This is a genomic window from Klebsiella sp. CN_Kp100, assembly GCF_040065315.1.
Classification (GTDB): Bacteria; Pseudomonadota; Gammaproteobacteria; order Enterobacterales; family Enterobacteriaceae; genus Klebsiella; species Klebsiella oxytoca.
On record NZ_JBEAIJ010000054.1, the window covers coordinates 1 to 25,049 of the forward strand.

Consider the following 25,049-nt stretch of genomic DNA (forward strand, 5'->3'; position numbering starts at 1 on the left):
TCTGGCACTTTGATGCCGTAAGGGGGAGGTGTCCATCACATCGGGCTACGGGTTCACCGCCGTCTGCCAAACGGTAGCCCGGACAGGCGCAGCGCGCCGCCTCCGGGATTTTCCTCCATCCCCCATCCTCTGCACCTTTTCCCCATCCTGACCGCTGGCGGCCAACCCGCTCATTTTGTGATCGAGTTAAAGTAAATCACTCCTGGCAGTTTAATTTAGTAAAACTTTTACTAAAATACTTTCTATCCGTTTAGTCCGTTCAGGGAGGCGATATGAATCGCTGGGAAAATCTTCAACTCACTCATGAAAACCGGCTGCCTCCGCGCGCCTATTTCTTCTCTTACGATTCGCAGGCCCAGGCGCGAACCTTCGCCCGTGAAACCAGCAGCCGCTTTTTGTCCCTTAGCGGACAGTGGAAATTCTGCTTCTTTAACAACCCGCTGCGGGTGCCGGAAGCGTTCACCTCGCAATACATGAGCGACTGGGGGCCGATTACCGTACCGGGAATGTGGCAGATGGAAGGACACGGCCAGCTACAGTATACCGACGAAGGCTTTCCCTTCCCGATTGACGTTCCCTACGTGCCGACCGACAACCCTACCGGCGCCTATCAGCGCATCTTTACCCTCAGCGAGGGCTGGCAGGACCAGCAGACTCTGATTAAATTTGATGGCGTTGAGACCTATTTTGAAATTTACGTTAACGGTCAGTACATCGGTTTCAGCAAAGGCAGCCGCCTGACGGCGGAGTTTGATATTAGTCACGCGGTAAAAACCGGCGACAACCTGCTTTGCGTGCGCGTCATGCAGTGGGCGGACTCCACCTATATAGAAGATCAGGATATGTGGTGGTCGGCGGGTATCTTCCGTGACGTGTATCTGGTGGGCAAAAACCCGCTTCACGTCCAGGACTTCACTCTGCGCACCGATTTTAACGATGACTACGTCGACGCCACCCTCTCCTGCCAGCTGGTGCTGGAAAATCTCGCCGCGCAGCCGGGCGCAGCCACACTGGAATACGCGCTGTTCGACGGCGAAAAGGCGCTGTATGAAGGCGTAACGCCGCGCCTGAGCATCAGCCAGCAGCTGAACGTCAACTTTGCGATCGACGTGAAGGCGCCGCAGCAGTGGTCGGCGGAAAATCCTTATCTCTATCACCTGGTGATGACGCTGAAAAACGCCGCCGGAGAGATTATCGAAGTTATCCCGCAGCGCGTCGGTTTTCGCGATATCAAAGTGCGCAACGGCCTGTTCTACATCAATAACCGCTACGTGATGCTGCACGGCGTTAACCGCCACGACAACGACCATCTGAAGGGGCGTGCCGTAGGGATGGACCGCGTTGAGAAAGATCTGCTGCTGATGAAGCAGCACAATATCAACTCGGTACGCACCGCCCACTACCCCAATGACCCGCGTTTCTATGAGATGTGCGACATTTACGGTCTGTTCGTGATGGCGGAAACCGATGTCGAATCCCACGGCTTCGCCAACGTCGGCAATCTGAGCGCCATCACCGATGATCCGGCATGGGAGCATATATACGTCGAACGAATCGTGCGCCACATTCACGCGCAGAAAAACCATCCGTCGATCATTATCTGGTCGCTGGGTAACGAGTCCGGCTACGGCTGCAACATTCGGGCGATGTATCACGCCGCAAAAGCGATCGACGATACCCGTCTGGTGCATTACGAAGAGGATCGCGACGCGGAGGTGGTGGATATCATCTCCACCATGTATACCCGCGTGCCGCTGATGAACGAATTCGGGGAATATCCGCATGCCAAACCGCGAATTATCTGCGAATACGCCCATGCGATGGGCAACGGTCCCGGCGGGCTGAGCGAATACCAGAACGTGTTCTATCAACACGACAGTATTCAGGGCCACTACGTCTGGGAGTGGTGCGATCACGGGATTCAGGCCACCGATGACAGCGGCGCGGTTTGGTACAAATTCGGCGGCGACTACGGGGACTATCCTAATAACTACAACTTCTGTCTTGACGGTCTGATTTTCTCCGACCAGACGCCTGGGCCCGGCCTCAGAGAGTACAAACAGGTTATCGCCCCGGTAAAAGTTCAGGCAACCGACATCGCCCGCGGCGAACTGCGCATCGATAATAAGCTCTGGTTCTCGACGCTGGATGACTACACCCTGCGCGTGGAAGTTCGCGCCGAAGGGGCTACGCTTGCCAGCCAGCAGCTTAAGGTGCGCGATCTTGCGGCAAACAGCAGCCGCGATATCACCATTGACCTGCCAGAACTGGACGATCGCGAAACCTTCCTCAACATCCTGGTGACCAAAGACTCGCGCACGCCGTATAGCGAGGCCAACCATCCGATCGCCGTTTACCAGTTCCAGCTAAAAGAACAGACGGCAACGAAATCGCCGCTGATGAATGCCAGCGCAACCCCGCTACAGATAGTTGATGAACGACTGAGCTACAGCATCACCGGGCATAACTTCCGCGTGGTCTTCTCTAAAGTCAACGGCAAACTGAGCGAATGGCAGGTGAACGGCGTAGACCAGGTGACCCGTGAGCCGAAGATTAACTTCTTCAAGCCGATGATTGATAACCACAAGCAGGAATATGAGGGGCTGTGGCAGCCCAGTCACCTGCAAATTATGCAGGAGCATCTGCGTGAATTCAGCGCCGAACAGCGTGGAGACTCGGTGATTATCACCACCCGCAGCATTATCGCTCCGCCGGTTTTCGATTTTGGCATGCGTTGTACCTATCGCTGGCAGATTACCCCGCAGGGCCATATTAACGTTGAGCTTGCGGGGGAACGTTATGGCGACTATCCGCATATCGTGCCGTGCATCGGTTTTATGCTGGGCATTAACGGTCAGTTTGAACAGGTGAATTACTACGGTCGCGGTCCCGGTGAAAACTACGCCGACAGCCAGCAGAGCAACATCATTGATGTCTGGCGCACCACCGTGGACGACATGTTCGTGAACTACCCGTTCCCGCAGAACAACGGCAACCGCCAGCACGTCCGCTGGGCCGCGTTTACCGACCGTCACGGCAGCGGCCTGATGGTGGTCCCGCGCGATCCGCTCAACATCAGCGCCTGGCACTATACGGCGGAGAATCTGCACGCCGCGCAGCACTGTAACGAACTGCGTCGCAGCGATGACATCACCCTGAATATCGACGCCCAACTGCTCGGCCTGGGCTCTAACTCCTGGGGGAGCGAGGTGCTGGATAGCTGGCGGGTGTGGCTCAAACCGTTCAACTATGGCTTTACGCTGCTGCCGCTGGAAGGCGGGAGCGCTTCCTCGCAGACGCTGGCGAATCATAGCTTTGGCGCCGGTTTCTTTTCCTCCGATTCACACAGCGAGGCTGAAAAATGAGAATTCTCGATAATTTAGAACAATTTAGGCAAATTTATCACAGTGGACGTAAATGGCAGCGCTGCATAGAAGCTATCAATAATGTCGATAATATCCGGCCTGGAGTTGCCCACTCGATAGGCGATTCGCTCTCCTATCGCGTGGCAAGCGACAGCACCACGGATGCGCTGTTCGTTGGCAACCGCCGCTATTTCGAGGTGCATTACTACCTCCAGGGTCAGCAAAAAATTGAGTTTGCCGCTAAAGAGCAGCTGCAGACCGTCGCCTGCTATCGCGATGAAACTGACCGTGAATATTTGAAAGGCATTGGTGAAACCGTGCAGGTCCATGAAGGACAAATGGTGATTTGCGATACCCACGAAGCTTATCGCTTTATCTGTGACTCGCCGGTCAAAAAGGTGGTGCTCAGAGTGACTATCGAAGACGGCTACTTCCTGAATAAGTAAGCCCGCGTTACGCAAGATGAGGCCAGCGGATCGACTCGTTGGCCTTCCCGGTCCCAGCCCTCAATGCGGGCCAGATCATTTTCCGGAGGACTTATGTCCGAATCAGTTCGTGCCAAAATAGGGAAGTTCGCCCTACTGTCGATGGCGTTTGCCGCCGTATTTAACGTACGAAATATCGTTAATAATAACATCGAGTTAGGGCTCAGTTCCGCCCCTATCTTTCTGTTTGCCACGGTGGTCTATTTTATTCCGTTTGTCTTTATCATCGCCGAATTCGTGTCAGCGAATAAAAATTCCGAATCAGGTATGTACGCCTGGCTGAAGCAGCCTTTAGGTACCCGCGCGGCCTATCTCGGCTCGTTCCTGTACTGGTTTGTGAACCTGTTCTTTTTCCTGTCGCTGCTGCCGAACGTGGTGGCCTACGCCTCGTACGCCATTATGGGTTACGCCATTCCCTTCTCGCCGATGGTCACTTCGCTGATCTCTATCGTTCTGTTCGCCATGGCCACCCACATTTCCACCAAAGGCGCGACCTGGCTGGGGAAAATCTCCGAATGCGTGGCTTATGGCGTCTTCGCGCTCTTTGCGATTTACGTGGTCGGTGCTATTACCGCGCTGGGCGCGGGCCATGTCCCCGCGCAGCCGATTACGCTGCACGCCATGGCGCCTACCATCAACTGGGCGACGCTGGGGATTATGTGCTGGATCTTCCAGGCGGCTGGCGGGGCTGAAACCATTGCCGCATATCTGAACGATACTAAAGGCGGGCAGAAATCGTTTATTAAAGTCATCATCACCGCCGGGATCCTGATTGGCGGCATGTATGCGCTGGGTTCTCTGCTGGTCAACGTCTTTGTGGCACGGGAAGACCTGACCTATGCAGCCGGTATGGTGGAAATCTTCACCGGTCTCGGCGCTTATTTCCATATTTCCGAAGCGCTGATGGGCCGCTTCGTCGGCATCATTCTGTTTATCGCCATTTTCGGCAGCATGATGATGTGGACCGCCGCACCGGTAAAAATTCACTTCTCGGAAATTCCTGCGGGTATCTATGGTAAAAAAACCACCGAACTGAACGTCCACGGCGTGCCGGTGCGCGCCGCCTGGTGGCAATTTGTCTTCGTCTTTCTGATGCTCATCGTGAATGGTTTCGGCTCCGCCAGCGTTCAGCAAATGATGAACACCGCCATCAACCTGACCGCCGGGACCGCAATGCTACCGCCGCTGTTTATCATGGCCGCCTACTTTGTTTTCCGCTGGAAACATGACGACACGCCGCGCGACTTCCGCATGGGTTCAAGAAAAGTTGGGATGGCCGTGGTGTCGATGCTTATCGTTATTTTCCTGGTCAGCATGACCGCCTCCGCTTTCCCGCCAGGAGTCGACCTGGTGAACGCCTTCTTCATTAACGTCTTTATGACCGCAGTCTTCTCCGGACTCGCATGGTGGTGGATAACCCGCTTTGAGAAAAAACAGCGCAAGAACCAACAACCAGGCCTGAAATCAGCGGCAAATACGGTGAAATAAGCCACCGTTGCTCCCGCCAGCGGTATATCCCCTGGCGGGATTTTTTTACCCGCAAGCCATGATCTGTCGCCCAACCATTTTCGTGATCGAGTTAAAGCAATTCATTTTTACCGCTTTTATTTACTAAATATTTTACTAAAATTAACCACAATACTTAACTACCTCTACCCTACAAACAACACAATCCCCTTCGGCCATTCTCTGAAGGACAATGTGTGGAGATGTGTTATGTCTGATATCAAACGTAATACCATCGGCAAGTTTGGCCTGCTGTCGCTAACCTTCGCCGCCGTCTTCAGTTTTAATAACGTGATCAATAACAATATTGAGCTGGGACTGGCGTCGGCGCCGATGTTCTTCCTTGCAACCCTGCTCTACTTTGTTCCTTTCTGTCTGATCATCGCGGAATTCGTTTCGCTGAATAAAAACTCCGAAGCGGGCGTTTATGCCTGGGTGAAAAGCTCGCTAGGGGGGCGCTGGGCCTTTATTACCGCCTATACCTACTGGTTCGTGAATCTGTTCTTTTTTACCTCGCTGCTGCCGAGGGTAATCGCTTATGCCTCCTACGCTTTCCTCGGATACGAGTACATTCTGACGCCCGTGGCCACCACGATGTTGAGCATGGCGCTGTTCGCCCTGTCGACCTGGGTTTCCACCAACGGCGCAAAAATGCTGGGCCCAATCACCTCGGTCACCTCATCGTTAATGCTGCTGCTGACGCTCTCCTACATTCTGCTTTCCGGCGGCGCGCTGGTGGGCGGTATTCAACCAGCGGATCCGATTACCGTGGATGCAATGATCCCGAACTTTAACTGGGCGTTCCTCGGCATCACCACCTGGATCTTTATGGCGGCCGGCGGGGCGGAGTCCGTCGCGGTGTACGTCAATGACGTGAAAGGCGGATCGAAATCATTTGTTAAGGTCATTATCCTCGCCGGGATCGTGATTGGCGTGCTGTACTCCATTTCCTCGGTACTGATAAACGTGTTTATCAGCAGTAAAGAGCTGAAATTTACCGGCGGATCGGTACAGGTCTTCCACGGTATGGCGGTATGGTTTGGCCTGCCCGAAATCGTGGTCAACCGTTTTGTCGGCCTGGTCTCCTTTACCGCCATGTTTGGTTCGTTATTAATGTGGACTGCGACGCCGGTCAAAATCTTTTTCTCCGAAATCCCGCCCGGAATATTTGGTAAAAAAACCGTTGAGCTCAATCAAAACGGCGTACCGGCGCGCGCGGCGTGGATCCAGTTCCTGATTGTGATTCCGCTAATGATAATTCCGATGATGGGCTCCAGTACCGTGCAGGATTTAATGAATACCATCATCAATATGACCGCTGCCGCCTCGATGCTGCCGCCGCTGTTTATCATGCTGACGTACCTTAATCTGCGCCGCAAGCTCGATCATCTGCCGCGCGATTTTAAAATGGGTTCCCGCACCACCGGTATTACGGTGGTCTCCATGCTGATTGTTATTTTCGCTATCGGCTTCGTCGCCTCAACCTTTCCCACCGGCGGCAATATTCTGACGATTATTTTCTATAACGTCGGCGGAATCGTTATCTTCCTCGGATTTGCATGGTGGAAATACAGCAAATACGTAAAGGGATTAACTCGGGAAGAAAAAAGAATCGAAGCAGCGCCAGCCTCTGACGCGTCTTAATCTATTTTTCTTAAACAAAAAACCACAGTACCTCTAAATAAAATGATGAAAAAGAACAGGCCTATTTACTGGGCGCTTGCCGCCCAGGCTTTTTGCACACCGGCTATTGCCGTCGATGTGGCGCATCCGGCGGAACATGATGACATGAATACGCCTGAACTTAATGCCACCTCATACCGTTTTTACGGTGAATTGGGGGTTGGCGGATATATGGATCTAGAAGGCGAGGACAAGCATAAATATAGTGATGGCACCTATATTGAAGGCGGACTGGAAATAAAGCATGGCAGCTGGTTTGGTTTAATTTATGGCGAAGGCTGGACGGTTCAGGCCGATCGTCAGGGAAATGCCTGGGTAGCGGACCATGGCTGGGGCGGATTTGAAGGTGGAATAAACCGCTTCTACGGCGGATATAAAACCGAGAGCAGCACCGAGATTATGCTCAGCCTGCGCCAGGATTCATCGCTCGACGATCTGCAGTGGTGGGGCGATTTCACGCCCGACCTCGGCTACGTGATCCCCAATACGCGCGATATCATGTACGCGCTCAAGGTGCAGAACCTGGCGGGAGATTTTCGCTACAGCGTGACCGCGACCCCCTCCGGGCACCACGATGAAGGCAAAGCGTGGCTCCATTTCGGCAAATACGACCGCTACGACGATAAATATACCTACCCGGCGATGGTCAACGGCTACATCCAGTACGATCTCGCGAACGAGGTGACCTGGATGAACGGGCTTGAGGTGACGGATGGGACCGGCCAGCTATTTTTGACCGGTATTCTCACCCCCAACCTCGCCGCCCGCGCCTGGCATCATACCGGGCGCGCCAGGGGAAAAGACGTGCCGGGAACGGAGACCGGCTTTATGGCCAGCGCTATGTATGAAGCGCTCAAGGGCGTGTATCTCTCTACCGCCTATAGCTACGCCAAACACCGCCCGGATCGCGCCGCCGAGGAAACCACCTCGTTTATGCAGTTCGGCATCTGGTACGAATACGGCGGCGGACGTTTTGCCACCGCTGCGGACAGCCGCTTCTACATGAAAAATGCCTCCGGCGACCCGAGCGATCAGGTTTTCCTGATGCAATATTTCTATTGGTAAAAGGAATACAGATACCGTGAAGATTACCACTACTCTTACGCCGCTGGCCTGCACCCTACTGCTAAGCTTTTCCGCCCACGCGCTGACCGCGGATGACTTTAAAAATGTTATCAACCGCAGCGGCGCGCCGCAGGCGATGCAGGATTTTGATAACGATGACCACCAGCGCTTCAACCCGTTTTTCGATTTGGGCGCATGGCATGGGCATCTGCTGCCTGATGGTCCGGCCACCATGGGCGGATTTCCCGGACCCGCGCTGCTCACCGAGGAGTACATCAACTTTATGGCGACCAATTTCGATCGCCTGACGGTATACCAGAACGGCAAGAAAGTCGCCTTCACCCTGCAGGCCTGGAGCCTGCCCGGCGCGCTGGTGCAAAAGCTCTCCGCGGCCGGCGTACAGGTCGAGATGACCCTGCGCTTTGCCAGCGCGCACACCTCTTTACTGGAGACTAAAATCACCAGTAGCAGCCCGCTTAAGCTGGTCTGGGACGGCGAGTTGCTGGAGAAACTCTCCGCCAAAGAGGGGAAACCGCAGTCAACGCAAACCATCGACCAGGCTTTCCCGGACTATCAGCGCCGCCTGAGCGCGACCCACGACGGCCTGACCGTCAGCTTCGGCAAAGTCCGCTCCGCATCGGATTTAATGACCTCCGGCGAATCGCAGTATCAGATCCATCGCTCCCTGCCGACGGTCACCCAAATCGACGGCCATCGGTTCACCAGCAGCGCGCAAATCAACGGCTCGACCACGCTCTATACCACCTACTCGCACCTGCTGAACGCCGAGCAGGTTCGGCTCGAGAAAGCGCAAATCCGCGATATTCTGGCGCGACCGGCACACTATCTGCGCGCTTCCGAGGCGCGCTGGAACGGCTATCTGCAAAAGGGGCTGACCAATCCTGATGCTACGGCGCAGCAAACCCGGGTGGCGGTAAAAGCGATCGAAACCCTTAACGGTAACTGGCGCGCGCCGGGCGGCGCCGTTAAACACAACACCGTCACGCCGTCGGTAACCGGGCGCTGGTTCTCAGGCAACCAGACCTGGCCGTGGGATACCTGGAAACAGGCCTACGCCATGGCCCACTTCAACCCGGAGATCGCGAAAGAGAACATCCGTGCCGTCTTCTCCTGGCAGATTGCCGCCGACGATAAAGTGCGGCCGCAGGATGCCGGGTTCATTCCGGATCTGATCGCCTGGAACCTGAGCCCGGAACGCGGCGGCGACGGCAGCAACTGGAACGAGCGAAATACCAAACCGAGCCTGGCGGCCTGGTCGGTGATGGAAGTCTATAACGTTACGAAAGATAAAGCCTGGCTGGCGGAGATGTATCCGAAGCTGGAGGCCTACCATGACTGGTGGCTGCGCAACCGCGACCACAACGGCAACGGCGTGCCGGAGTACGGCGCGACCCGCGATAAAGCGCACAACACCGCCGATGGCGCGATGCTGTTTACCGTGAAAAAGGGCGATAAAGAACGGACGCTTTCCGGCCTGAAAACCTACGAGCAGGTGACGGCGAAAGGCGATTACGACAGCCTGGAGATCCCGGCGCAGGTGGCCGCCTCCTGGGAGTCGGGGCGCGACGACGCGGCGGTTTTCGGCTTTATCGATAAAGATCAGTTGGATAAGTACATCGCTGGCGGCGGCAAGCGTAGCGACTGGACGGTGAAATTTGCTGAAAACCGGGATAAAAGCGGCAATCTGCTCGGCTATTCGCTGCTGCAGGAGTCGGTCGATCAGGCCAGCTACATGTACAGCGACAACCACTATCTGGCGGAGATGGCGGCCCTTCTCGGCAAGCCGGAGGAGGCAAAACGCTACCGGGCGCTGGCGAAAAAGCTCGCCGACTATATCAACACCTGCATGTTCGACCCGCAGAGCAAATTCTATTACGACATTCGCATTGAAGCGCAGCCGCTGGCAAACGGCTGCGCCGGTAGGCCGATCGTCGAGCGCGGCAAAGGCCCGGAGGGCTGGTCGCCGCTGTTCAACGGCGCGGCCACTCAGGCGCATGCCGATGACGTCATTTCGGTGATGCTGGACGCCAAAGAGTTCAACACGTTCGTACCGCTGGGTACCGCCGCATTAACGAATCCGGCGTTTGGCGCGGATATTTACTGGCGCGGCCGCGTGTGGGTGGACCAGTTCTGGTTCGGCCTGAAGGGGATGGAGCGCTACGGCCACCGCGAAGAGGCGCTGCAGCTGGCGGACGCCTTCTTCAGGCACGCCCGGGGGCTCACCTCCGATGGCCCGATTCAGGAGAACTACAATCCGCTCACTGGCGCTCAGCAGGGCGCGCCGAACTTCTCCTGGAGCGCGGCGCATCTGTACATGCTGTATAACGAGTTTTTCCGTAAACCATAGGCTAGTGCCCTTACCCTAACCCTCTCCCACAGGGAGAGGGAACGGTCCGGCTCCCGATTTAACAGACGGCTCCTCTTTTCCCCCTCTTTCCGTGGGAGAGGACTCGTCTTACACCTCCGGCAGCAGGCCGATAAAGCTGCGTTTCTGCCGCGGCTGCGACATCAGCGCCTCCAGCTTCTCTACGCAGGCCAGATAGTGCGGGGTTTTCTTGTGCGCCAACACCGCTTCATCATCTTTATAGGCTTCATAAATAAAAAAGCGCGTCTTCACCTCCGGGTCCTGCAGGACATCAAAGCGAAGATTGCCCGGCTCCTGCAGCGCCCCTTCGTGGTTGGCGCGGAATACCTCAAGAAACTCGTCGACCCGTTCCGGTTTGATATTGATTTCTACCAGCGTTACGTTCATTGCAGCTCTCCCTGTTTTTCCTCCTGCCAGAACTGATACGCCTCGCGGGCGCTCAGGTTCTCATGCACCACTTTTTTCACCGCCTTCAGCATCGCGCGCGGCGCGCTGGACTGGAAGATATTCCGCCCCATATCGACGCCGGATGCGCCCTGGTCAATCGCCCGCCAGCACATCTCGAGCGCCTCCTGCTCCGGCAACTTTTTGCCCCCGGCGATGACGATCGGCACCGGGCAGCTGGCGGTCACTTTCTCAAAGCCTTCCTCAACAAAGTAGGTTTTTACAAACTGTGCCCCCATTTCAGCGGCAATGCGGCTGGCCAGCGAGAAGTAGCGGGCGTCGCGGGCCATCTCTTTACCCACCCCGGTTACCGCCAGCACCGGCATACCGTAGCGGTTGCCGGCGTCCACCAGCTTGATGATGTTGTTGATGGACTGATGCTCATGTTCGCTGCCGATATAGACCTGCGCCGCCACCGCGCATACGTTCAGGCGCAGCGCATCTTCCATCGCCACCGCCACGCACTCGTTGGAAAGTTCGCTGAGGATCGAGTTGCCGCCGGAAGCGCGCAGCACCACCGGTTTGTTGGTCGCGGCTGGCACCTGACTGCGCAGTACGCCGCGGGTGCACATCAGCACGTCGGTCTCCTCGAACAGCGGCGCGATAGAGAGATCGATACGCTCCAGACCGGTAGTCGGCCCCTGAAAATAGCCGTGATCGAAAGCCAGCATCACCGTGCGATTGCTCTGCGGATTAAAGATACGCGCCAGCCGCGACTGCATCCCCCACTCCAGCGACCCACAGCCCTTCAGCGTATAGAGCGTGTTCTGCTGCGGACGGTCTAAGCCGAAGTTTTTTCCCTCTTTGATATCGTCTAAATCAGCCATCTCATCCTCCATCAGAAATCGTAGTTATTGATATTCTCTTTGGTGAACACCACCCGCTCCGGCAGCAGCACGATGCCGTTGCCTTTCGCTTCATACTGATAACCCTGCACGCTGTTGGGCTCGACTTTCAGGGTGCCGAGATCTTTCACATCAACGCTGTCGCCGACGTTAAGATCGCCCTTTTTCAGCAGACGATCGGCGACGTTAACCGCGATCTTGCCTTGCTGTACCACGTCCCACAGGCCGAAGGCTTTTACCGTGCCGCGCTCTACATAGGGGCGCATCACGTTTGGGGTACTGAAGCCGACAATCGCCACGCCCTGGCGCTTAAGGTTCTCTGCCGCCTGGGCGGCGGCCGGAAGCGCGTTGGCGTCCGGGGCGATAATGGCGTCGAGATCCGGGTACGCTTTTAAGATCCCCTCGGCAGTTTGCAGCGATTTGGTGGCGTCGTTATAGCCAAACTGCGTGGTCACCACTTCCCACTGCGGATGCGCTTTTTCAATTTTGGCTTTCGCCTCTTTTACCCACTGGTTCTGATCGGTCACCGTTGGGCTGGAGTAGAAAAACGCCACCTTGGCGGTGGGTTTCGTCACCTGTTTTTCCGCCATCTCCACCAGCAGGCCGCCAAGCTGCTGCGGCGTCCCCTGGTTGATATAGATGCTGCGGCACTCTGGTTTGGTATCGGAGTCCCAGGTCAGAACCTTGACCCCGCGCTGCATCGCCCGCTTCAGCGCCGGGCACAGGCCGTCCGGCGATACGGCGGAGACGATAATCGCGTTGTAGCCCTGGTTGACGAAATTGTTGATCAGCTGCACCTGGCCGGAGACGCTCGGTTCGGTCGGGCCGTCGTAGGTGACGTCCACGTCGAGCGCTTTGCCCGCCTCTTTCGCGCCGTTACCGCCGCTGGTAAAGAAGCCGACGCCAACCAGCTTAGGAATAAAGGCGATGCGGTCCGCCGCCTGAGCGGTTGCCACGCTTAACGCCAGCGCCAGGGCGCTCGTTTGCAGGATTCGTTTGGTTTTCATCGTATGTTTATGCTCCGATTGTCTTATGCGCGAGAAAGACGCCGCCAGGTCATCCGCACCCACTCACGGTGCAGACTCAGCGAACGCCCCATCACCACCACAACCAACAGCGCCCCTGACAGCGCGCTCGACACCTGGTTGGGGATGCCGACCATTTGCAAACCTTGTTGTAAATAGCCCACCAGCAGCGCGGCAAGCGCCGTGCCGACGATCGAGCCGGAACCGCCGTAGATATTGGCCCCGCCGAGCACCGCGGCGGTCAGCGCCGGCATCAGCAGGTCGCGGCCTAAGTCCGAGCGCGCCGAGCCGAAATAGGAGACCATCACCAGCGCCGCCACCGCCGACGCCACGCCCACCAGGCCATACAGCGCGTAGGGCATCCCGTTAACGGAAAGCGCGGCGTAGCGCGCGGCGCGCGGGTTCTGGCCAAGCAGAAAAAGGTGCCGCCCAAAGCGCCCGCGGTGGGCCAGCAGCCAGAAGAAAAAGGTGATAACGGCGAACAGCACCAGCGGTATCGGCAGGCCGAACAGGGTCAGATTGGCGAAGGCGGTAAAGCTATCCGGGAATCCGCCGATGCCTTCGTAGCCGGTCGCCCCGGCCATGCCCGAAAGCAGCAGCGCGCCGCCGCCGTAGAGGTACAGGGTGCCAAGGGTAATCACCAGCGGGCTAATACCGGTGTAGTGAATCAGCGCCGCGTTCAGCAGCCCGCACAGCAGGCCGAGCAGCAGCGTCAGGGGGATCGCGAGGCTCATCGGCCAGCCCGCCTGCATCATCACCCCCAGCGCGATGGCGCACAGGCCGATGGTGGAACCGAGCGAAATATCAATCCCGCCGCTGATGATCACCAGCGTCAGCGGCAGCGCCACGATGCCGATGCAGATAAAGTCGCTGGTGCTGAACAGCAGCATATTGAGATCGAGCATGCGCGGATTGAAGGTGCCAAACAGCAGGATCTCCACCACCAGTAATCCCAGCAGCGCGCTTTCCCAGTTGAGCTTCATTTACGCCACCTCTTTATTTTTGCGTTCAGGAAACGGGGCCACGCGCTTGCCCCCTTTATTGCCGGGCTGAAAGCGGCTGTATTTCAGCGCCCGCTGATGGCGGGTCAGCGCCTGACGCAGCCGCCCGTCGAGCACCAGTACGCCGAGCAGCACCAGGCCGGCAATGAAGTCGTTCCACCACGCCGGGAGACGAAACAGCACCAGCACGGTATCGATTTGGGTGAGGAAGAAGGCGCCGAGAAAAGCGCCGAGCAGCGTGCCGGTACCGCCCAGCAGCGAGATCCCGCCGAGCACGCAGGCGGCGATGGCTTTCATCTCCAGGCCGCTGCCGGTCTGATTGGGCACAAATCCAATCTGCGCGGCGAACACAATCCCGGCGCAGGCCGCCAGCATGCCGTTAAGGGTGAATGCCAGCATCCGCGTGCGGTTCACCGCCACCCCAAGCTGGCGGGCAGCGGCAAGGTTATCGCCGACGGCGTAAAAATCACGGCCAAAGGCAGTACGCGATAGTATCCCGCCGCCCGCCAGCAGTAGCGCCAGCACCAGCCAGCCCAGCGGAGAAATGCCGATGAATGCCGGTTCCGACAGCGCTTTCAGGCTGTTCGGCAAACCTTCAATCCACTTACCGCCGGTCCACAGCAGCATCACCCCGCGATAAAGGCCGAGGGTGCCGAGAGTGGCGACAATCGCCGGGATGCGCAGCCCCACCACCAGCAGGCCGTTAAAGGCGCCAGCCAGCGCGCCGATCGCCAGCGCAAAGGCGATGGCGGTCATCAGCCCATACCCGCTATTTAGCGCCACGCCTGTCGCGATAGCGCTCAGGCCAACGGTGGAGCCCACCGAAACGTCAATATTGCGGGTGAGCATCACCAGCGTCGCCCCCAGCGCCAGCAGGCAAAGGATTTGCGAGCTGGCGAAAATCATGCCCAGGGTTTGTAAGCTGAAATAAGCCGGGTTGAGCGCCACCAGCCCGGCAAACAGCACCACGATGGCGAGGAAGGCGCTCAGTTCGCGATTCTTTAATAACGTTTTCATGCCTGCCCTCCGAAGGCCAGGGTCATCATCCGGTCAACGCTGACCGCCTGCTGCACCAGCTCGCCGCTCTGCCTGCCCTGATGCATTACAACCACCCGATCGGCCAGGCCAACGAACTCGTCGAGATCGCTGGAGATCATCAATACCGCCACGTTCTGCGCGGCGACGCTTTTCAGCAGCTGATAGATGTCGGCGCGGGCGGAAACGTCCACGCCGCGGGTCGGTTCATCGACGATCAGCAGCAGCGGGTTAGCCTCCAGGCAGCGCGCCAACAGTACCTTCTGCTGGTTACCGCCGGAGAGCGTGCGCACCGGGCGATCGCCATCGGCCATTTTGATCCCCAGCGCCCGGTGATAGCGCTCCACCACCGCCGCTTCGCGCCGGTTCTGCTGCCACAGCGACGGCTGGTTAAACATCACCGTGTTCCAGCGCACCGGCGCATCGAGAAACAGACCGGAAACCTGTCTGTCCTCCGGCAGATAGACCAGCCCGCTGGCCAGCCTGGCGCGCGTGCTGTCGCGGCTGATATCGCGGTTTTCCAGCCACACCCGCCCTGCGCGAGCCGGCCGCAGACCATAGAGCGTTTCAGCAAATTCGGTACGCCCGGATCCGACCAGCCCGGCGAGGCCGACGATCTCCCCGGCGCGGATCTCCAGATTGAGATCGATAAAGCCCTCTCCGGTCAGATCTTCGACCCGCAGCACCGGAAAATCCTGCGCCTGAGTGCGACGATTGCCCGGCAGCGCCAGCCACAACTTTTGCGTGTCGCTCAGGGCTCGATCGCGACTGACGGGCGTCATTGCACCAATCAGCTGGTTGTCGCCGTAGTGCGCGGTTTCCCCGCTCAGCACCACCGCGCCATCGCGCATCACCGAGACGTGGCTGGCGACCTGGCGGATCTCCGGCAGCTTGTGCGAGATAAACACGATCCCGACACCGAGCGCCTGCAAAGAGCGGATCTGGCGAAACAGGCGATCGGTTTCTCCCGGCGTCAATGAGGCAGTGGGTTCATCGAGGATCAGGATCTGCGCGTCGCGCATCAGCCCGCGCAGGATCTCCACCATTTGCTGATCGGCCACTTCCAGCGTGCTGGCCGCCGCCTCAAGGTTAAGCTGGCAATTAAGCTGCTGAAGCTTTTCCTGCAGATGGGCCTCGCTATCCGCCCGCTTCGGCAGACGAAAAAGAATATTTTCCCGCACCGTCAGATTGGGGAATAACATCGGTTCCTGCGGCACCAGATACACGCCCTGCTGATGGGCCTGGGCGGGAGTAAGGCGCGCAAATGTACGTTCGCCGAGGATGAGCTCACCACTGTCGGGGGTCTCTACCCCGGCAATAATCTTCATCAGCGTCGATTTTCCGGCGCCGTTGCCGCCCATCAGCGCGTGCACCTGGCCGGAAAGCAGCGTGAAATCAATATGCTTCAGCACGGTCACGCCGGAGAACTGTTTGCAGATTTGGCGAGCTTCAAGCAGTGGCTTCATCATCGCCCCTCGTTTTGAACAAAAGATTTTTTGAATTAATAATGTTCAAAAGCGTAGACGGTGAACTATATTTACAACCGTGCAACGATCACAGTTTTATGCTTTCGATCGTTTGAATAAAACCAGCGAACAACGAAAGATCGGTTTTGCCAGTCGGCTCACATTTTCCGACCACGCAATAACGAACATATGATCTAAATTTTTATAAGAGTTCACTTTATGAGCGAAAAACGCATTACGGAAGAGAGCCGCTACGCCGGGCTGGCGTTAGCCGAGGAAGAGCTGGTGGCGCGGGTGGCGTGGTGTTACTACCACGACGGCCTGACGCAGAACGACATCGGCGAGCGTTTAGGGCTGCCGCGGTTAAAAATCTCCCGCCTGCTGGAAAAAGGCCGCCAGTCGGGAGTGATCCGCGTACAGATTAATTCGCGCTATGAGGGCTGTCTGGCGCTGGAAACCGAACTCCAGCAGCGCTTTGGCCTGAAAATCGCCCGCGTGCTGCCGGCGCTCAATACCCCGCCGATGAACACCCGCCTGGGGATTGGCGCGGCGCAATCGTTAATGGGCGTGCTGGAGCCGGGACAACTGCTGGCGGTGGGCTTTGGCGAAGCCACCATGAGCTGCCTGCAGCATCTGAGCGGGTTTATCGGTTCCCAGCAGGTTCGGCTGGTGACGCTTTCCGGCGGCGTAGGTCCGTATATGACCGGCATTGGCCAGCTGGATGCCGCCTGTAGCGTCAGCATGATCCCCGCGCCGTTGAGGGTGTCATCGGCGGATGTAGCGGAGATCCTGCGCCGGGAATCGAGCGTACGCGATGTGATCCTGGCCGCCACGGCGGCGGATGCAGCAGTGGTAGGTATCGGGGCCATTGACCAGCGCCGGGACGCCACCATCCTGCGCTCCGGCTATATCAGCGAAGGCGAGCAGCTGATGTACGCCCGCAAAGGGGCGGTCGGCGACATTTTAGGTTATTTCCTGCAGGCCGACGGTAAACCGGTTGAAGGGCTGGAGATCCATCGGGAACTGCTTGGCGTCACCCTTGATGAACTGGCGCAGCTGCCGACTATCGTTGGCGTCGCCGGGGGCACAGAAAAAACGCAGGCGATTTACGCGGCCCTTATCGGCAAGCGGATTAATGGCCTGGTAACGGAAGAGACAACAGCACGCGCGGTGCTGACGCTGGCCTCATAAATGGCCCTGCGCCGCGCAACACGAGCGAGGCGCATGCCATGAGTTACCTGTTAGCGTTAGATGCCGGGACCGGCAGCGTTCGGGCGGTCGTATTCGATCTCCAGGGCCGTCAGATTGCGGTCGGTCAGGCCGAATGGAAGCACCTGAGCGTTGAGAATGTCCCCGGCTCAATGGAGTTCGATCTCAGCGTCAACTGGCAGCTGGCCTGTCAGTGTATCCGCCAGGCGCTGGCCGCCGCCCATCTCTCTGCGGCGGATATTCAGTCCGTGGCCTGCTGCTCGATGCGTGAAGGCATCGTGCTTTACGACCGCAACGGCGAGGCCATCTGGGCCTGCGCCAACGTTGACGCTCGCGCCAGCCGCGAGGTGGCGGAGCTCAAAGAGATCCACGACGACCGTTTTGAATCCGAAGTGTACAGCGTGTCGGGGCAGACCCTGGCGCTGAGCGCCATGCCGCGCCTGCTTTGGCTGGCCCACCATCGCCCGGATATCTACCGCAAAGCGGCGACCATCACCATGATCAGCGACTGGCTGGCGGCGAAGCTCTCCGGCGAGCTGGCGGTCGACCCTTCTAACGCCGGAACCACCGGCATGCTCGACCTGTTCAGCCGCGACTGGCGCCCGGCGCTGCTGGATATGGCCGGACTGCGGGCCGATATTCTCTCGCCGGTCAAGGAGACCGGCAGCGTACTGGGGGCGGTGACCGACGCGGCGGCGGCGCAAAGCGGGCTGCGCGCAGGCACGCCGGTGGTGATGGGCGGCGGCGACGTCCAGCTCGGCTGCCTGGGTCTCGGCGTGGTGCGCGCCGGGCAGACGGCGGTGCTCGGCGGCACTTTCTGGCAGCAGGTGGTTAACCTGCCGGAAGTCCGTACTGACCCGGAGATGAATATTCGCGTTAACCCGCACGTCATACCCGGCATGGCGCAGGCGGAGTCCATCAGCTTTTTTACCGGCCTGACCATGCGCTGGTTCCGTGATGCTTTCTGCGCAGAAGAGAAGCTCATTGCCGAGCGGCTTGGCGTTGACGCCTACAGCCTGCTCGAAGAGATGGCCAGCCGCGTACCGGCGGGTTCCCACGGGGTGATGCCGATTTTCTCTGACGCCATGCACTTTAAGCAGTGGTACCACGCTGCACCATCGTTTATTAACCTCTCCATCGACCCGGAAAAATGCAATAAGGCCACGCTTTTCCGTGCGCTGGAAGAGAACGCGGCGATTGTCTCCGCCTGCAACCTGGCGCAGATTTCGCAGTTTTCCGGCGTGCAGTTTGATAGCCTGGTCTTTGCCGGCGGCGGTGCAAAAGGGGCGCTGTGGAGCCAGATCCTCAGCGATGTCACCGGTCTGCCGGTGCGGGTGCCGGAGGTCCGCGAAGCGACGGCGCTGGGCTGCGCGATCGCCGCCGGCACCGGCGCCGGGCTATACGCCGATATGGCGACAACGGGTGAGAAACTGGTGAGCTGGTACCGGGAATTTACGCCTAATCCCGCGCATCGGGAGCTGTATCAGGAGATGATGACCAAATGGCAGTCGGTGTACGCCGAGCAGCTCGGTCTGGTGGACAGCGGATTGACGACCTCCATGTGGCAGGCGCCGGGTCTGGCGCGCCGCGAGCGCGTTGCCCCCTCACCCTAAGCCTCTCCCCGACAGGAGAGAGAACAGTCCGGGCTTCACTGGCCCCCTGCGCTATTCCGCCCTTCTCCCTTTCCCGGTGGGAGAAGGGAGAACCTTCCGCCGTTCTTTGAATCCCATCACAATCGCCGCACTCCCCTTTTCCCTTTTTGCCCGCGGCGGCTAAATTAGTAACTCATCCGACCACATAACAATAATTTTACACTGGAAGAGATTATGAGCCGCTACCCGTCGCTTTTCGCCCCGCTTGAGCTGGGGTTCACTACGCTCAAAAACCGCGTGTTGATGGGCTCAATGCATACTGGCCTGGAGGAGCTCCCGGATGGCGCGCAGCGGCTGGCGGCTTTTTACGCCGAGCGCGCCCGCCACGGGGTAGCGCTGATCGTCACCGGCGGAATTGCCCCCGCCCCTTCCGGCGTCACCATGGCGGGCGGGGCGGTGCTTAACGACGCCAGCCACCTCTCCCATCATCGCTATATTACCGACGCGGTACACGAGGAGGGCGGCAAAATCGCCCTGCAGATCCTGCATACCGGGCGCTACAGCTACCAACCGAAGCTGGTGGCCCCTTCCGCGCTGCAGGCGCCGATCAACCCCTTTACGCCTCACGAACTGAGCCACGAAGAGATCTTACAGCTGATCGATGATTTTGCCCGCTGCGCCCAGCTGGGGCGAGAAGCCGGGTACGACGGCGTCGAAGTGATGGGCTCGGAAGGCTATCTGATTAACGAATTTCTTGCCGCGCGCACCAACCTTCGCGACGACCAGTGGGGCGGCGACTACGCCCGACGCATGCGTTTTGCCATAGAGGTGGTCAGAGCCGTGCGGGAGCGCGCAGGCAACGACTTTATTATTATCTATCGTCTGTCAATGCTTGACCTTGTCAGCTGCGGCAGCACCCTGGCGGAAGTCACCGAGCTGGCAAAAGCCATTGAGGCCGCAGGGGCAACGATTATCAATACCGGCATCGGCTGGCACGAGGCGCGTATTCCCACCATCGCCACACCGGTACCGCGCGGCGCCTTTAGCTGGGTCACCCGTAAGCTGAAAGGCGCGGTGTCGATCCCGCTGGTCACCACCAACCGGATTAACGATCCCGATGTGGCGGAAGCGATCCTGGCTCGCGGAGACGCCGATATGGTATCAATGGCCCGCCCTTTCCTCGCCGACAGCGAATTTCTCTCCAAAGCACAAAGCGGACGGGCGGAAGAGATCAATACCTGCATCGGCTGCAACCAGGCCTGCCTCGATCGGATCTTCGCCGGCAAGGTCACCTCGTGCCTGGTCAACCCGCGCGCCTGCCATGAAACCCTGATGCCGATAGCGCCCGCGACCACGCCGAAGCGGCTGGCGGTGGTCGGCGCTGGTCCTGCCGGGCTGGCCTTTGCGGTTAACGCCGCCTCGCGCGGACATCAGGTTACCCTTTTTGATGGTCATTGCGAGATTGGCGGCCAGTTTAATATCGCCAAGCAGATCCCCGGCAAAGAGGAGTTCTACGAAACCCTGCGCTACTATCGCCAGATGCTCGATCTTCACGCTGTCGATCTGCGATTGAATACCCACGTCACGACCGGGGATCTGCGGGCATTTGATGAAATCGTCCTCGCCACCGGGATCGCCCCGCGGATGCCGGATATCGCCGGGATCGAGCATCCCAAAGTGCTGAGCTACCTCGATGTCCTGCGCGATAAAGCGCCGGTAGGCGAGAAGGTGGCGATTATCGGCTGCGGCGGGATCGGCTTTGATACGGCCATGTACCTCAGCCAGTCCGGCATTGCCACCAGCCAGAATATCGGCGAGTTCTGTGCAGAATGGGGGATCGATACCAGCCTGCAGAACGCCGGCGGACTGCGCCCGGAGGGGATGCAGCTGGCTAAAAGCCCGCGCCAGATCGTGATGCTGCAGCGCAAAACCAGCAAGCCCGGCGACGGGCTGGGGAAAACTACCGGCTGGATCCATCGCGCTACCCTGCTGGCCCGCGGCGTCAAAATGATCCCCGGCGTCAGCTATCAACGGATCGATGATGCCGGCTTACATGTGACGATCGGCGGCGAATCTCAGGTGCTTAACGTTGATCATGTGATTATCTGCGCCGGTCAGGATCCCCGCCGCGAGCTGGCCGATCCGCTGCGGGCGGCGGGTAAAACGGTGCATTTGATCGGCGGCTGCGACGTGGCGCTGGAGCTGGACGCCCGGCGGGCTATCGCTCAGGGTACCCGGCTGGCGCTGTCGATTTAGGGAAAGGAAACCCGGCCGGTATCCCGGCTAAGGTATCAACCGGTAGCCCGGCTAAGGCGTCAGCCGCAAGCCGGGGAAACCGGGAAAGCCGATACACCTCAACGCTGTTTGCGCATCTTTGTCGCTTTCAACACCACAAATTTATTATTAGTGGCGATCGTCGTGCAGTTACCGAACGCGCGCTTCAGCTTGCGGAAATAATCGAGGTGGCGGTTACCGACGACATACAGCTCGCCGCCGTACTTCAGGCTACGACGGGCATCGTTAAACATCTGCCAGGCAATATGATCGGTGATCGCATGCTGCTGATGGAACGGCGGGTTGCAGAGGATGGCGGCGAAGCGGTCCGGTTCAATATCGGACAGCGCGTTATTCACCATAAACTCGCAGCGCTCGAGGTCATCCGGCAGATTGGTTTCGACATTCAGTCGGCTGGAAGCGACCGCCATATAGGACTCATCGGTAAACATCACCCGGGCGTCGGGGTTTAAAGCCAGCGCTTTCAGGCCAATCACGCCATTGCCGCAGCCGAGATCGGCGATCTCGCCTTCAATATTTACTGGCAAGTGTTCCAGGAAGAAGCGCGCGCCAATATCCAGGCCGCTGCGGGCAAACACGTTGGCGTGGTTGTGAATCGTCCACGGTGTACCGTCCAGCTGCCAGCTGTAAGTTTGCGGCGCATCGGCTACCTCAGGCGCGGTAAAGGTACAGAAAATCAGCCGCGCCTTTTTCCAGGCCAGCGATGTGGTGGTGGTGCCAAGGATTTTCTCAAACAGCGCCAGGGTGGAATTGTGGACGTCGCGAGCTTTCGCAGCGGCAATGATGCGGGTTTCTGGCGTGACAACCGCGCGCAGAGCGCGCAGCTGCTGCTCCAGCAGCGCCAGCTGTTTTGGTACTTTAATGAGCACCAGTGCCGGAGCTGCGGGCAGTTCGCTCAAGGGATCCTGAAAACGTACGCTCTCTTCATCAATGCCGTTCATCCGCAGGTTGTAGCGGGTCGCCAGCTCAGAGACGTAGGAATCGTTGATGCTGACCGGATTGCGTTCCGCCAGCGCGCAACCCAGCGCGCCGAAGCTGTCATTGAAAATGAGCGTCAGGCCGTCGACATCATTCACCTGTTGCAGCAGATATTCATCCGCCGCTTCCCACGCCTGAAGCGCTTCCTCTTCAGCATTCGGCGGGAACCGCTCTAATGTGAATAACTCACCGTTTAACTCTACCTGGCTCATCGCCTTTGTGCCTCCGGAACTCTAAAACCCGCGAGTTTATACGCAAACTCCGCCCAGTAGAATAGAGATGCGCCGATTATCTCCTTCTTCCGGGCGATAGCCCGTTACGCCGGGAGGTCGTCCTGCGCCATGCGCGACAGGCGCTTATCGTCCAGACTATATTTGTTCATGATAACAATCAGCAGCGCCACCAGCACGCCGGGGAAGACGGTAAACAACAGCTTAATCATCTGCAGCGCGGACTCGGTTTGCTGGGCTGCGCCGCCGACGTAGTCGCCCCAGGCCAGCATATAGCCCACCAGCGCGCCGCCGATGGCGATCCCCAGCTTGATGGCAAACAGGTTCGTTGAAAAAACGATCCCGCTGAGCTTTTTACCGCTGCGTTTTTCTTCCGCATCGATGATATCGGACAGCATGCTCCACTGCAGCGGCGTGGCGGCCAGCTGGATAATATTGATGATAATCACCAGCGCAAAGATAGCGGCTACGTTCCCCGCCGGGACGAAGTACATGCCCGTCAGCAGCGCCGCCTCGATGGCCATCGAGATTTTAAACCCTTTCACTTTATCAATATTTTTAAAGATAAACGGTGAGAGCATCGCCCCCAGCACGCCCGAGGCCAGGGTGGTGGTCAGCAGCAGGCTACCCAGATCCGCCCGCCCCATAATGTTGTTGACGTAATAGAGCGTGGTCCCGCCTTTAAACAGCACCGCAATTAGGTTAACGACGTTGAGCGCGAACAAAATGCGCCAGTCCTTGTTGGCGAGCAGAGTTTTTAGATCATCAAGAATGCTGCTTTGGTTGTTGACCGCGATATCCGTGGTGTAACGCTCTTTCGTCAGGCCAAAACAGATAAAGAACAGGATGATGCTCAGGCCCCCCATTACGATCATGGTGTAAAAATAACCGTTTTGTACGTTCCCCTGGCCCAACCACGCCACCAGCGGTAGCGCGGTCAGCGAAACAATCAGGCCGCCAAGCGTACTGAGCGCAAAGCGCCAGGACTGGAGCGATACGCGCTCGCGGGAGTCGTTAGAAATATTATTGATCATCGCGCAATACGGAACGTTAATCGCCGTATAAACCAGCGATAATAAGGTATAAGAAACATAGGCATAAATGAGCTTGCCGGTATAGCCGAAATCCGGCGTATAAAAAGTTAAGCAGCAAAGAACGCCAAAAGGAATGGCGAACCATAAAATATAAGGTCGGAATTGCCCATATTTAGTTCGGGTACGATCCGCCACCGCCCCCATTAATACATCGGTCACCGCGTCTAATACCCTTACCGCGAGAAACATGGTTCCCATATGCGCCGGACTTAAACCAAATACGTCGGTATAAAACCAGGCCATAAACAGCATCACTGTTTGCCAGACTAAATTACAGCCGGTATCCCCTAACCCATAGCTAAATTTTTCTTTAATACTGATACGGGCAGTGTTCATCGCGCCTCCGCCAGAAACATCGTTAATATTTGTCCTCTGTACGTTATTGCGAAGGGCCTACCGATTATGTATAAATCATCCTGTTAAATATAAGAAGAGTGTACCCGATGAGTGACGAATCTCCCGTTTTCGAAAAGATCCCCGTGGGCGCCGGCGAGCTATTTACCTTACGGGTAGATAACATAAATGATTTCAATGGCATAAACGTAGTCCCCCATTTTCATATGATGGACGAACTGATGTGGTTCAGAGAGTCGGCAGGCAGCTATTCGATTGGTGATGAAAAATTTACGATAAAAAACAATACCTTGGTTTTCGTCCCTGCCTTATTGATCCATGAAATGACGCTGCCGGCCGCTGCCAGCCACAAGCGTTATCTTATGCAATTCGAAAAAGAGTGGCTTGAGGGATATGACCTGTCGCTACCCGCCGCGCACTGCGGCGCAGTCGCTTACCTTTCCGGCGAGGAAGCCGAGCGTCTGGAGCTGCTCCTGAGCTGGTGCGGCGAGTTCAGCGACTTTGCCGATTCGCTGTTCCGTTCCCTGATGCAGAGCGTGCTGCTGCATGCCTTTAACAGCCTGAAAGATTCCGTCCCCATTACCGAACGGACCAACCACCGCTACCTCAGCGAGCTGATTGAACTTCTGCAATCCATTGATGAAAATGAAAATTTTGAGATGACGACCGAAGAAGCCGCCCGCCGCTGCCGGTGGTCGAAATCCTGGTTTTCCCGCACCTTTAAATCCGCCTTCGGTATCAGCTTCAAAAAATTTATGCTGCTGCGCAAACTCAATATCGCTATCAACCTGCTGACCAATACCGACCTGAAGATCAGCGATATCTCGCAAAGCGCCGGCTTCACCGACAGCGCCTACTTCTGCCTCAAGTTTAAGGAGATGATGAACGACACCCCGCTGGCCTTCCGTCATAAAGTCAGAAGCACCGATGCCGTAGGCAGCCGGGCGGAGAAATAACGCGGTTTTGTGAGCGCCGTCACCGGATAAGTAGA

General features: G+C 57.7%; 17 protein-coding genes and 1 pseudogene. 10 read left to right on the forward strand and 8 right to left on the reverse strand.

The features are described from left to right. The first annotated feature begins 272 nt into the window (after positions 1 to 272). From ebgA to ygjK, 6 genes are all read left to right on the forward strand, one after another. A complete protein-coding gene (gene ebgA / locus ABLV12_RS23840; RefSeq protein WP_160886201.1) occupies positions 273 to 3,365 on the forward strand; it encodes a beta-galactosidase subunit alpha in 3,093 nt (1,030 codons plus the stop codon). Continuing rightward, positions 3,362 to 3,811, forward strand: a complete 450-nt coding sequence (locus ABLV12_RS23845) for a beta-galactosidase subunit beta (RefSeq protein ID WP_016808023.1) — start codon at positions 3,362 to 3,364, stop codon at positions 3,809 to 3,811. Before ebgA ends, ABLV12_RS23845 begins: the two co-directional genes overlap by 4 nt. A 93-nt stretch (positions 3,812 to 3,904) precedes the next feature. After that, positions 3,905 to 5,338, forward strand: a complete 1,434-nt coding sequence (locus tag ABLV12_RS23850; protein WP_348867401.1) for an amino acid permease — start codon at positions 3,905 to 3,907, stop codon at positions 5,336 to 5,338. 228 nt (positions 5,339 to 5,566) lie between these two features. Next, positions 5,567 to 7,000, forward strand: a complete 1,434-nt coding sequence (locus ABLV12_RS23855) for an amino acid permease (RefSeq protein ID WP_348867402.1) — start codon at positions 5,567 to 5,569, stop codon at positions 6,998 to 7,000. 45 nt (positions 7,001 to 7,045) lie between these two features. Next, on the forward strand, positions 7,046 to 8,104 hold the full coding sequence (ygjJ, locus tag ABLV12_RS23860) for a protein YgjJ (protein WP_348867406.1): 1,059 nt from the start codon (positions 7,046 to 7,048) through the stop codon (positions 8,102 to 8,104). A 16-nt stretch (positions 8,105 to 8,120) separates the two neighbouring features. Further along, positions 8,121 to 10,472: an alpha-glucosidase gene (ygjK, locus tag ABLV12_RS23865; RefSeq protein ID WP_325905492.1), complete on the forward strand. Its 2,352-nt coding sequence runs from the start codon at positions 8,121 to 8,123 to the stop codon at positions 10,470 to 10,472. A 108-nt stretch (positions 10,473 to 10,580) separates the two neighbouring features. Here the strand turns inward: ygjK and lsrG are convergent, their stop codons facing one another. The 6 genes and pseudogenes from lsrG to lsrA all read right to left on the reverse strand — a co-directional run bounded on the left by lsrG (position 10,581) and on the right by lsrA (position 16,306). Beyond that, positions 10,581 to 10,877 (reverse strand): (4S)-4-hydroxy-5-phosphonooxypentane-2,3-dione isomerase, encoded by a 297-nt coding sequence (gene lsrG, locus ABLV12_RS23870; protein ID WP_004105938.1) that lies wholly within the window; start codon positions 10,875 to 10,877, stop codon positions 10,581 to 10,583. Beyond that, positions 10,874 to 11,761, reverse strand: a complete 888-nt coding sequence (lsrF, locus tag ABLV12_RS23875) for a 3-hydroxy-5-phosphonooxypentane-2,4-dione thiolase (protein ID WP_004105939.1) — start codon at positions 11,759 to 11,761, stop codon at positions 10,874 to 10,876. Before lsrF ends, lsrG begins: the two co-directional genes overlap by 4 nt. Positions 11,762 to 11,772: 11 nt before the next feature. Continuing rightward, the gene (gene lsrB / locus ABLV12_RS23880; protein ID WP_016808027.1) at positions 11,773 to 12,786 is read right to left on the reverse strand and encodes an autoinducer 2 ABC transporter substrate-binding protein LsrB; all 1,014 of its coding nucleotides are present in this window, start codon (positions 12,784 to 12,786) and stop codon (positions 11,773 to 11,775) included. Positions 12,787 to 12,793: 7 nt separating this feature from the next. Then, positions 12,794 to 13,787: pseudogene (gene lsrD / locus ABLV12_RS23885) on the reverse strand (autoinducer 2 ABC transporter permease LsrD). Then, on the reverse strand, positions 13,788 to 14,822 hold the full coding sequence (gene lsrC, locus ABLV12_RS23890) for an autoinducer 2 ABC transporter permease LsrC (RefSeq protein ID WP_017145390.1): 1,035 nt from the start codon (positions 14,820 to 14,822) through the stop codon (positions 13,788 to 13,790). It abuts the pseudogene before it with no gap. After that, on the reverse strand, positions 14,819 to 16,306 hold the full coding sequence (gene lsrA, locus ABLV12_RS23895) for an autoinducer 2 ABC transporter ATP-binding protein LsrA (protein WP_064397172.1): 1,488 nt from the start codon (positions 16,304 to 16,306) through the stop codon (positions 14,819 to 14,821). The genes lsrC and lsrA overlap by 4 nt, the downstream gene beginning before the upstream one ends. 219 nt (positions 16,307 to 16,525) lie before the next feature. Here lsrA and lsrR point away from each other — a divergent pair, with 219 nt between their 5' ends. From lsrR to ABLV12_RS23910, 3 genes are all read left to right on the forward strand, one after another. Next, positions 16,526 to 17,497, forward strand: coding sequence for a transcriptional regulator LsrR (lsrR, locus tag ABLV12_RS23900; protein ID WP_064397174.1), 972 nt, complete (start codon positions 16,526 to 16,528; stop codon positions 17,495 to 17,497). A gap of 38 nt (positions 17,498 to 17,535) precedes the next feature. Next, positions 17,536 to 19,128, forward strand: a complete 1,593-nt coding sequence (gene lsrK, locus ABLV12_RS23905) for an autoinducer-2 kinase (RefSeq protein ID WP_023330065.1) — start codon at positions 17,536 to 17,538, stop codon at positions 19,126 to 19,128. 213 nt (positions 19,129 to 19,341) lie between these two features. Then, positions 19,342 to 21,363 carry an NADPH-dependent 2,4-dienoyl-CoA reductase gene (locus ABLV12_RS23910; RefSeq protein ID WP_348867403.1) on the forward strand — a complete coding sequence of 674 codons (2,022 nt, stop codon included), beginning with the start codon at positions 19,342 to 19,344 and terminating at the stop codon, positions 21,361 to 21,363. Between the two features lie 98 nt (positions 21,364 to 21,461). On the opposite strand, the gene rlmG is transcribed toward ABLV12_RS23910, so the two are convergent. After that, positions 21,462 to 22,592, reverse strand: a complete 1,131-nt coding sequence (rlmG, locus tag ABLV12_RS23915) for a 23S rRNA (guanine(1835)-N(2))-methyltransferase RlmG (RefSeq protein WP_023330067.1) — start codon at positions 22,590 to 22,592, stop codon at positions 21,462 to 21,464. A 104-nt stretch (positions 22,593 to 22,696) separates the two neighbouring features. Then, entirely contained in the window at positions 22,697 to 24,040 is a 1,344-nt protein-coding gene (locus ABLV12_RS23920) for a glycoside-pentoside-hexuronide (GPH):cation symporter (RefSeq protein WP_064356198.1), read from the reverse strand. Positions 24,041 to 24,147: 107 nt separating this feature from the next. Between ABLV12_RS23920 and ABLV12_RS23925 the strand changes: the two genes are divergently transcribed. Next, positions 24,148 to 25,014 (forward strand): AraC family transcriptional regulator, encoded by an 867-nt coding sequence (locus ABLV12_RS23925; RefSeq protein WP_004105950.1) that lies wholly within the window; start codon positions 24,148 to 24,150, stop codon positions 25,012 to 25,014. The last annotated feature ends 35 nt before the right edge of the window (positions 25,015 to 25,049 follow it).

What these genes read in the sequence shown, in the direction of transcription:
- lsrF (WP_004105939.1), bottom strand. Translation starts at nt 11,761, where the DNA reads ATGGCTGATTTAGACGATATCAAAGAGGGAAAAAACTTCGGCTTAGAC.
- ebgA (WP_160886201.1), top strand. Translation starts at nt 273, where the DNA reads ATGAATCGCTGGGAAAATCTTCAACTCACTCATGAAAACCGGCTGCCT.
- lsrK (WP_023330065.1), top strand. Translation starts at nt 17,536, where the DNA reads ATGAGTTACCTGTTAGCGTTAGATGCCGGGACCGGCAGCGTTCGGGCG.
- ABLV12_RS23910 (WP_348867403.1), top strand. Translation starts at nt 19,342, where the DNA reads ATGAGCCGCTACCCGTCGCTTTTCGCCCCGCTTGAGCTGGGGTTCACT.
- ABLV12_RS23855 (WP_348867402.1), top strand. Translation starts at nt 5,567, where the DNA reads ATGTCTGATATCAAACGTAATACCATCGGCAAGTTTGGCCTGCTGTCG.
- ABLV12_RS23850 (WP_348867401.1), top strand. Translation starts at nt 3,905, where the DNA reads ATGTCCGAATCAGTTCGTGCCAAAATAGGGAAGTTCGCCCTACTGTCG.
- ABLV12_RS23925 (WP_004105950.1), top strand. Translation starts at nt 24,148, where the DNA reads ATGAGTGACGAATCTCCCGTTTTCGAAAAGATCCCCGTGGGCGCCGGC.
- lsrR (WP_064397174.1), top strand. Translation starts at nt 16,526, where the DNA reads ATGAGCGAAAAACGCATTACGGAAGAGAGCCGCTACGCCGGGCTGGCG.
- lsrG (WP_004105938.1), bottom strand. Translation starts at nt 10,877, where the DNA reads ATGAACGTAACGCTGGTAGAAATCAATATCAAACCGGAACGGGTCGAC.
- ABLV12_RS23920 (WP_064356198.1), bottom strand. Translation starts at nt 24,040, where the DNA reads ATGAACACTGCCCGTATCAGTATTAAAGAAAAATTTAGCTATGGGTTA.
- ygjJ (WP_348867406.1), top strand. Translation starts at nt 7,046, where the DNA reads ATGAAAAAGAACAGGCCTATTTACTGGGCGCTTGCCGCCCAGGCTTTT.
- lsrB (WP_016808027.1), bottom strand. Translation starts at nt 12,786, where the DNA reads ATGAAAACCAAACGAATCCTGCAAACGAGCGCCCTGGCGCTGGCGTTA.
- rlmG (WP_023330067.1), bottom strand. Translation starts at nt 22,592, where the DNA reads ATGAGCCAGGTAGAGTTAAACGGTGAGTTATTCACATTAGAGCGGTTC.
- ABLV12_RS23845 (WP_016808023.1), top strand. Translation starts at nt 3,362, where the DNA reads ATGAGAATTCTCGATAATTTAGAACAATTTAGGCAAATTTATCACAGT.
- lsrC (WP_017145390.1), bottom strand. Translation starts at nt 14,822, where the DNA reads ATGAAAACGTTATTAAAGAATCGCGAACTGAGCGCCTTCCTCGCCATC.
- lsrA (WP_064397172.1), bottom strand. Translation starts at nt 16,306, where the DNA reads ATGAAGCCACTGCTTGAAGCTCGCCAAATCTGCAAACAGTTCTCCGGC.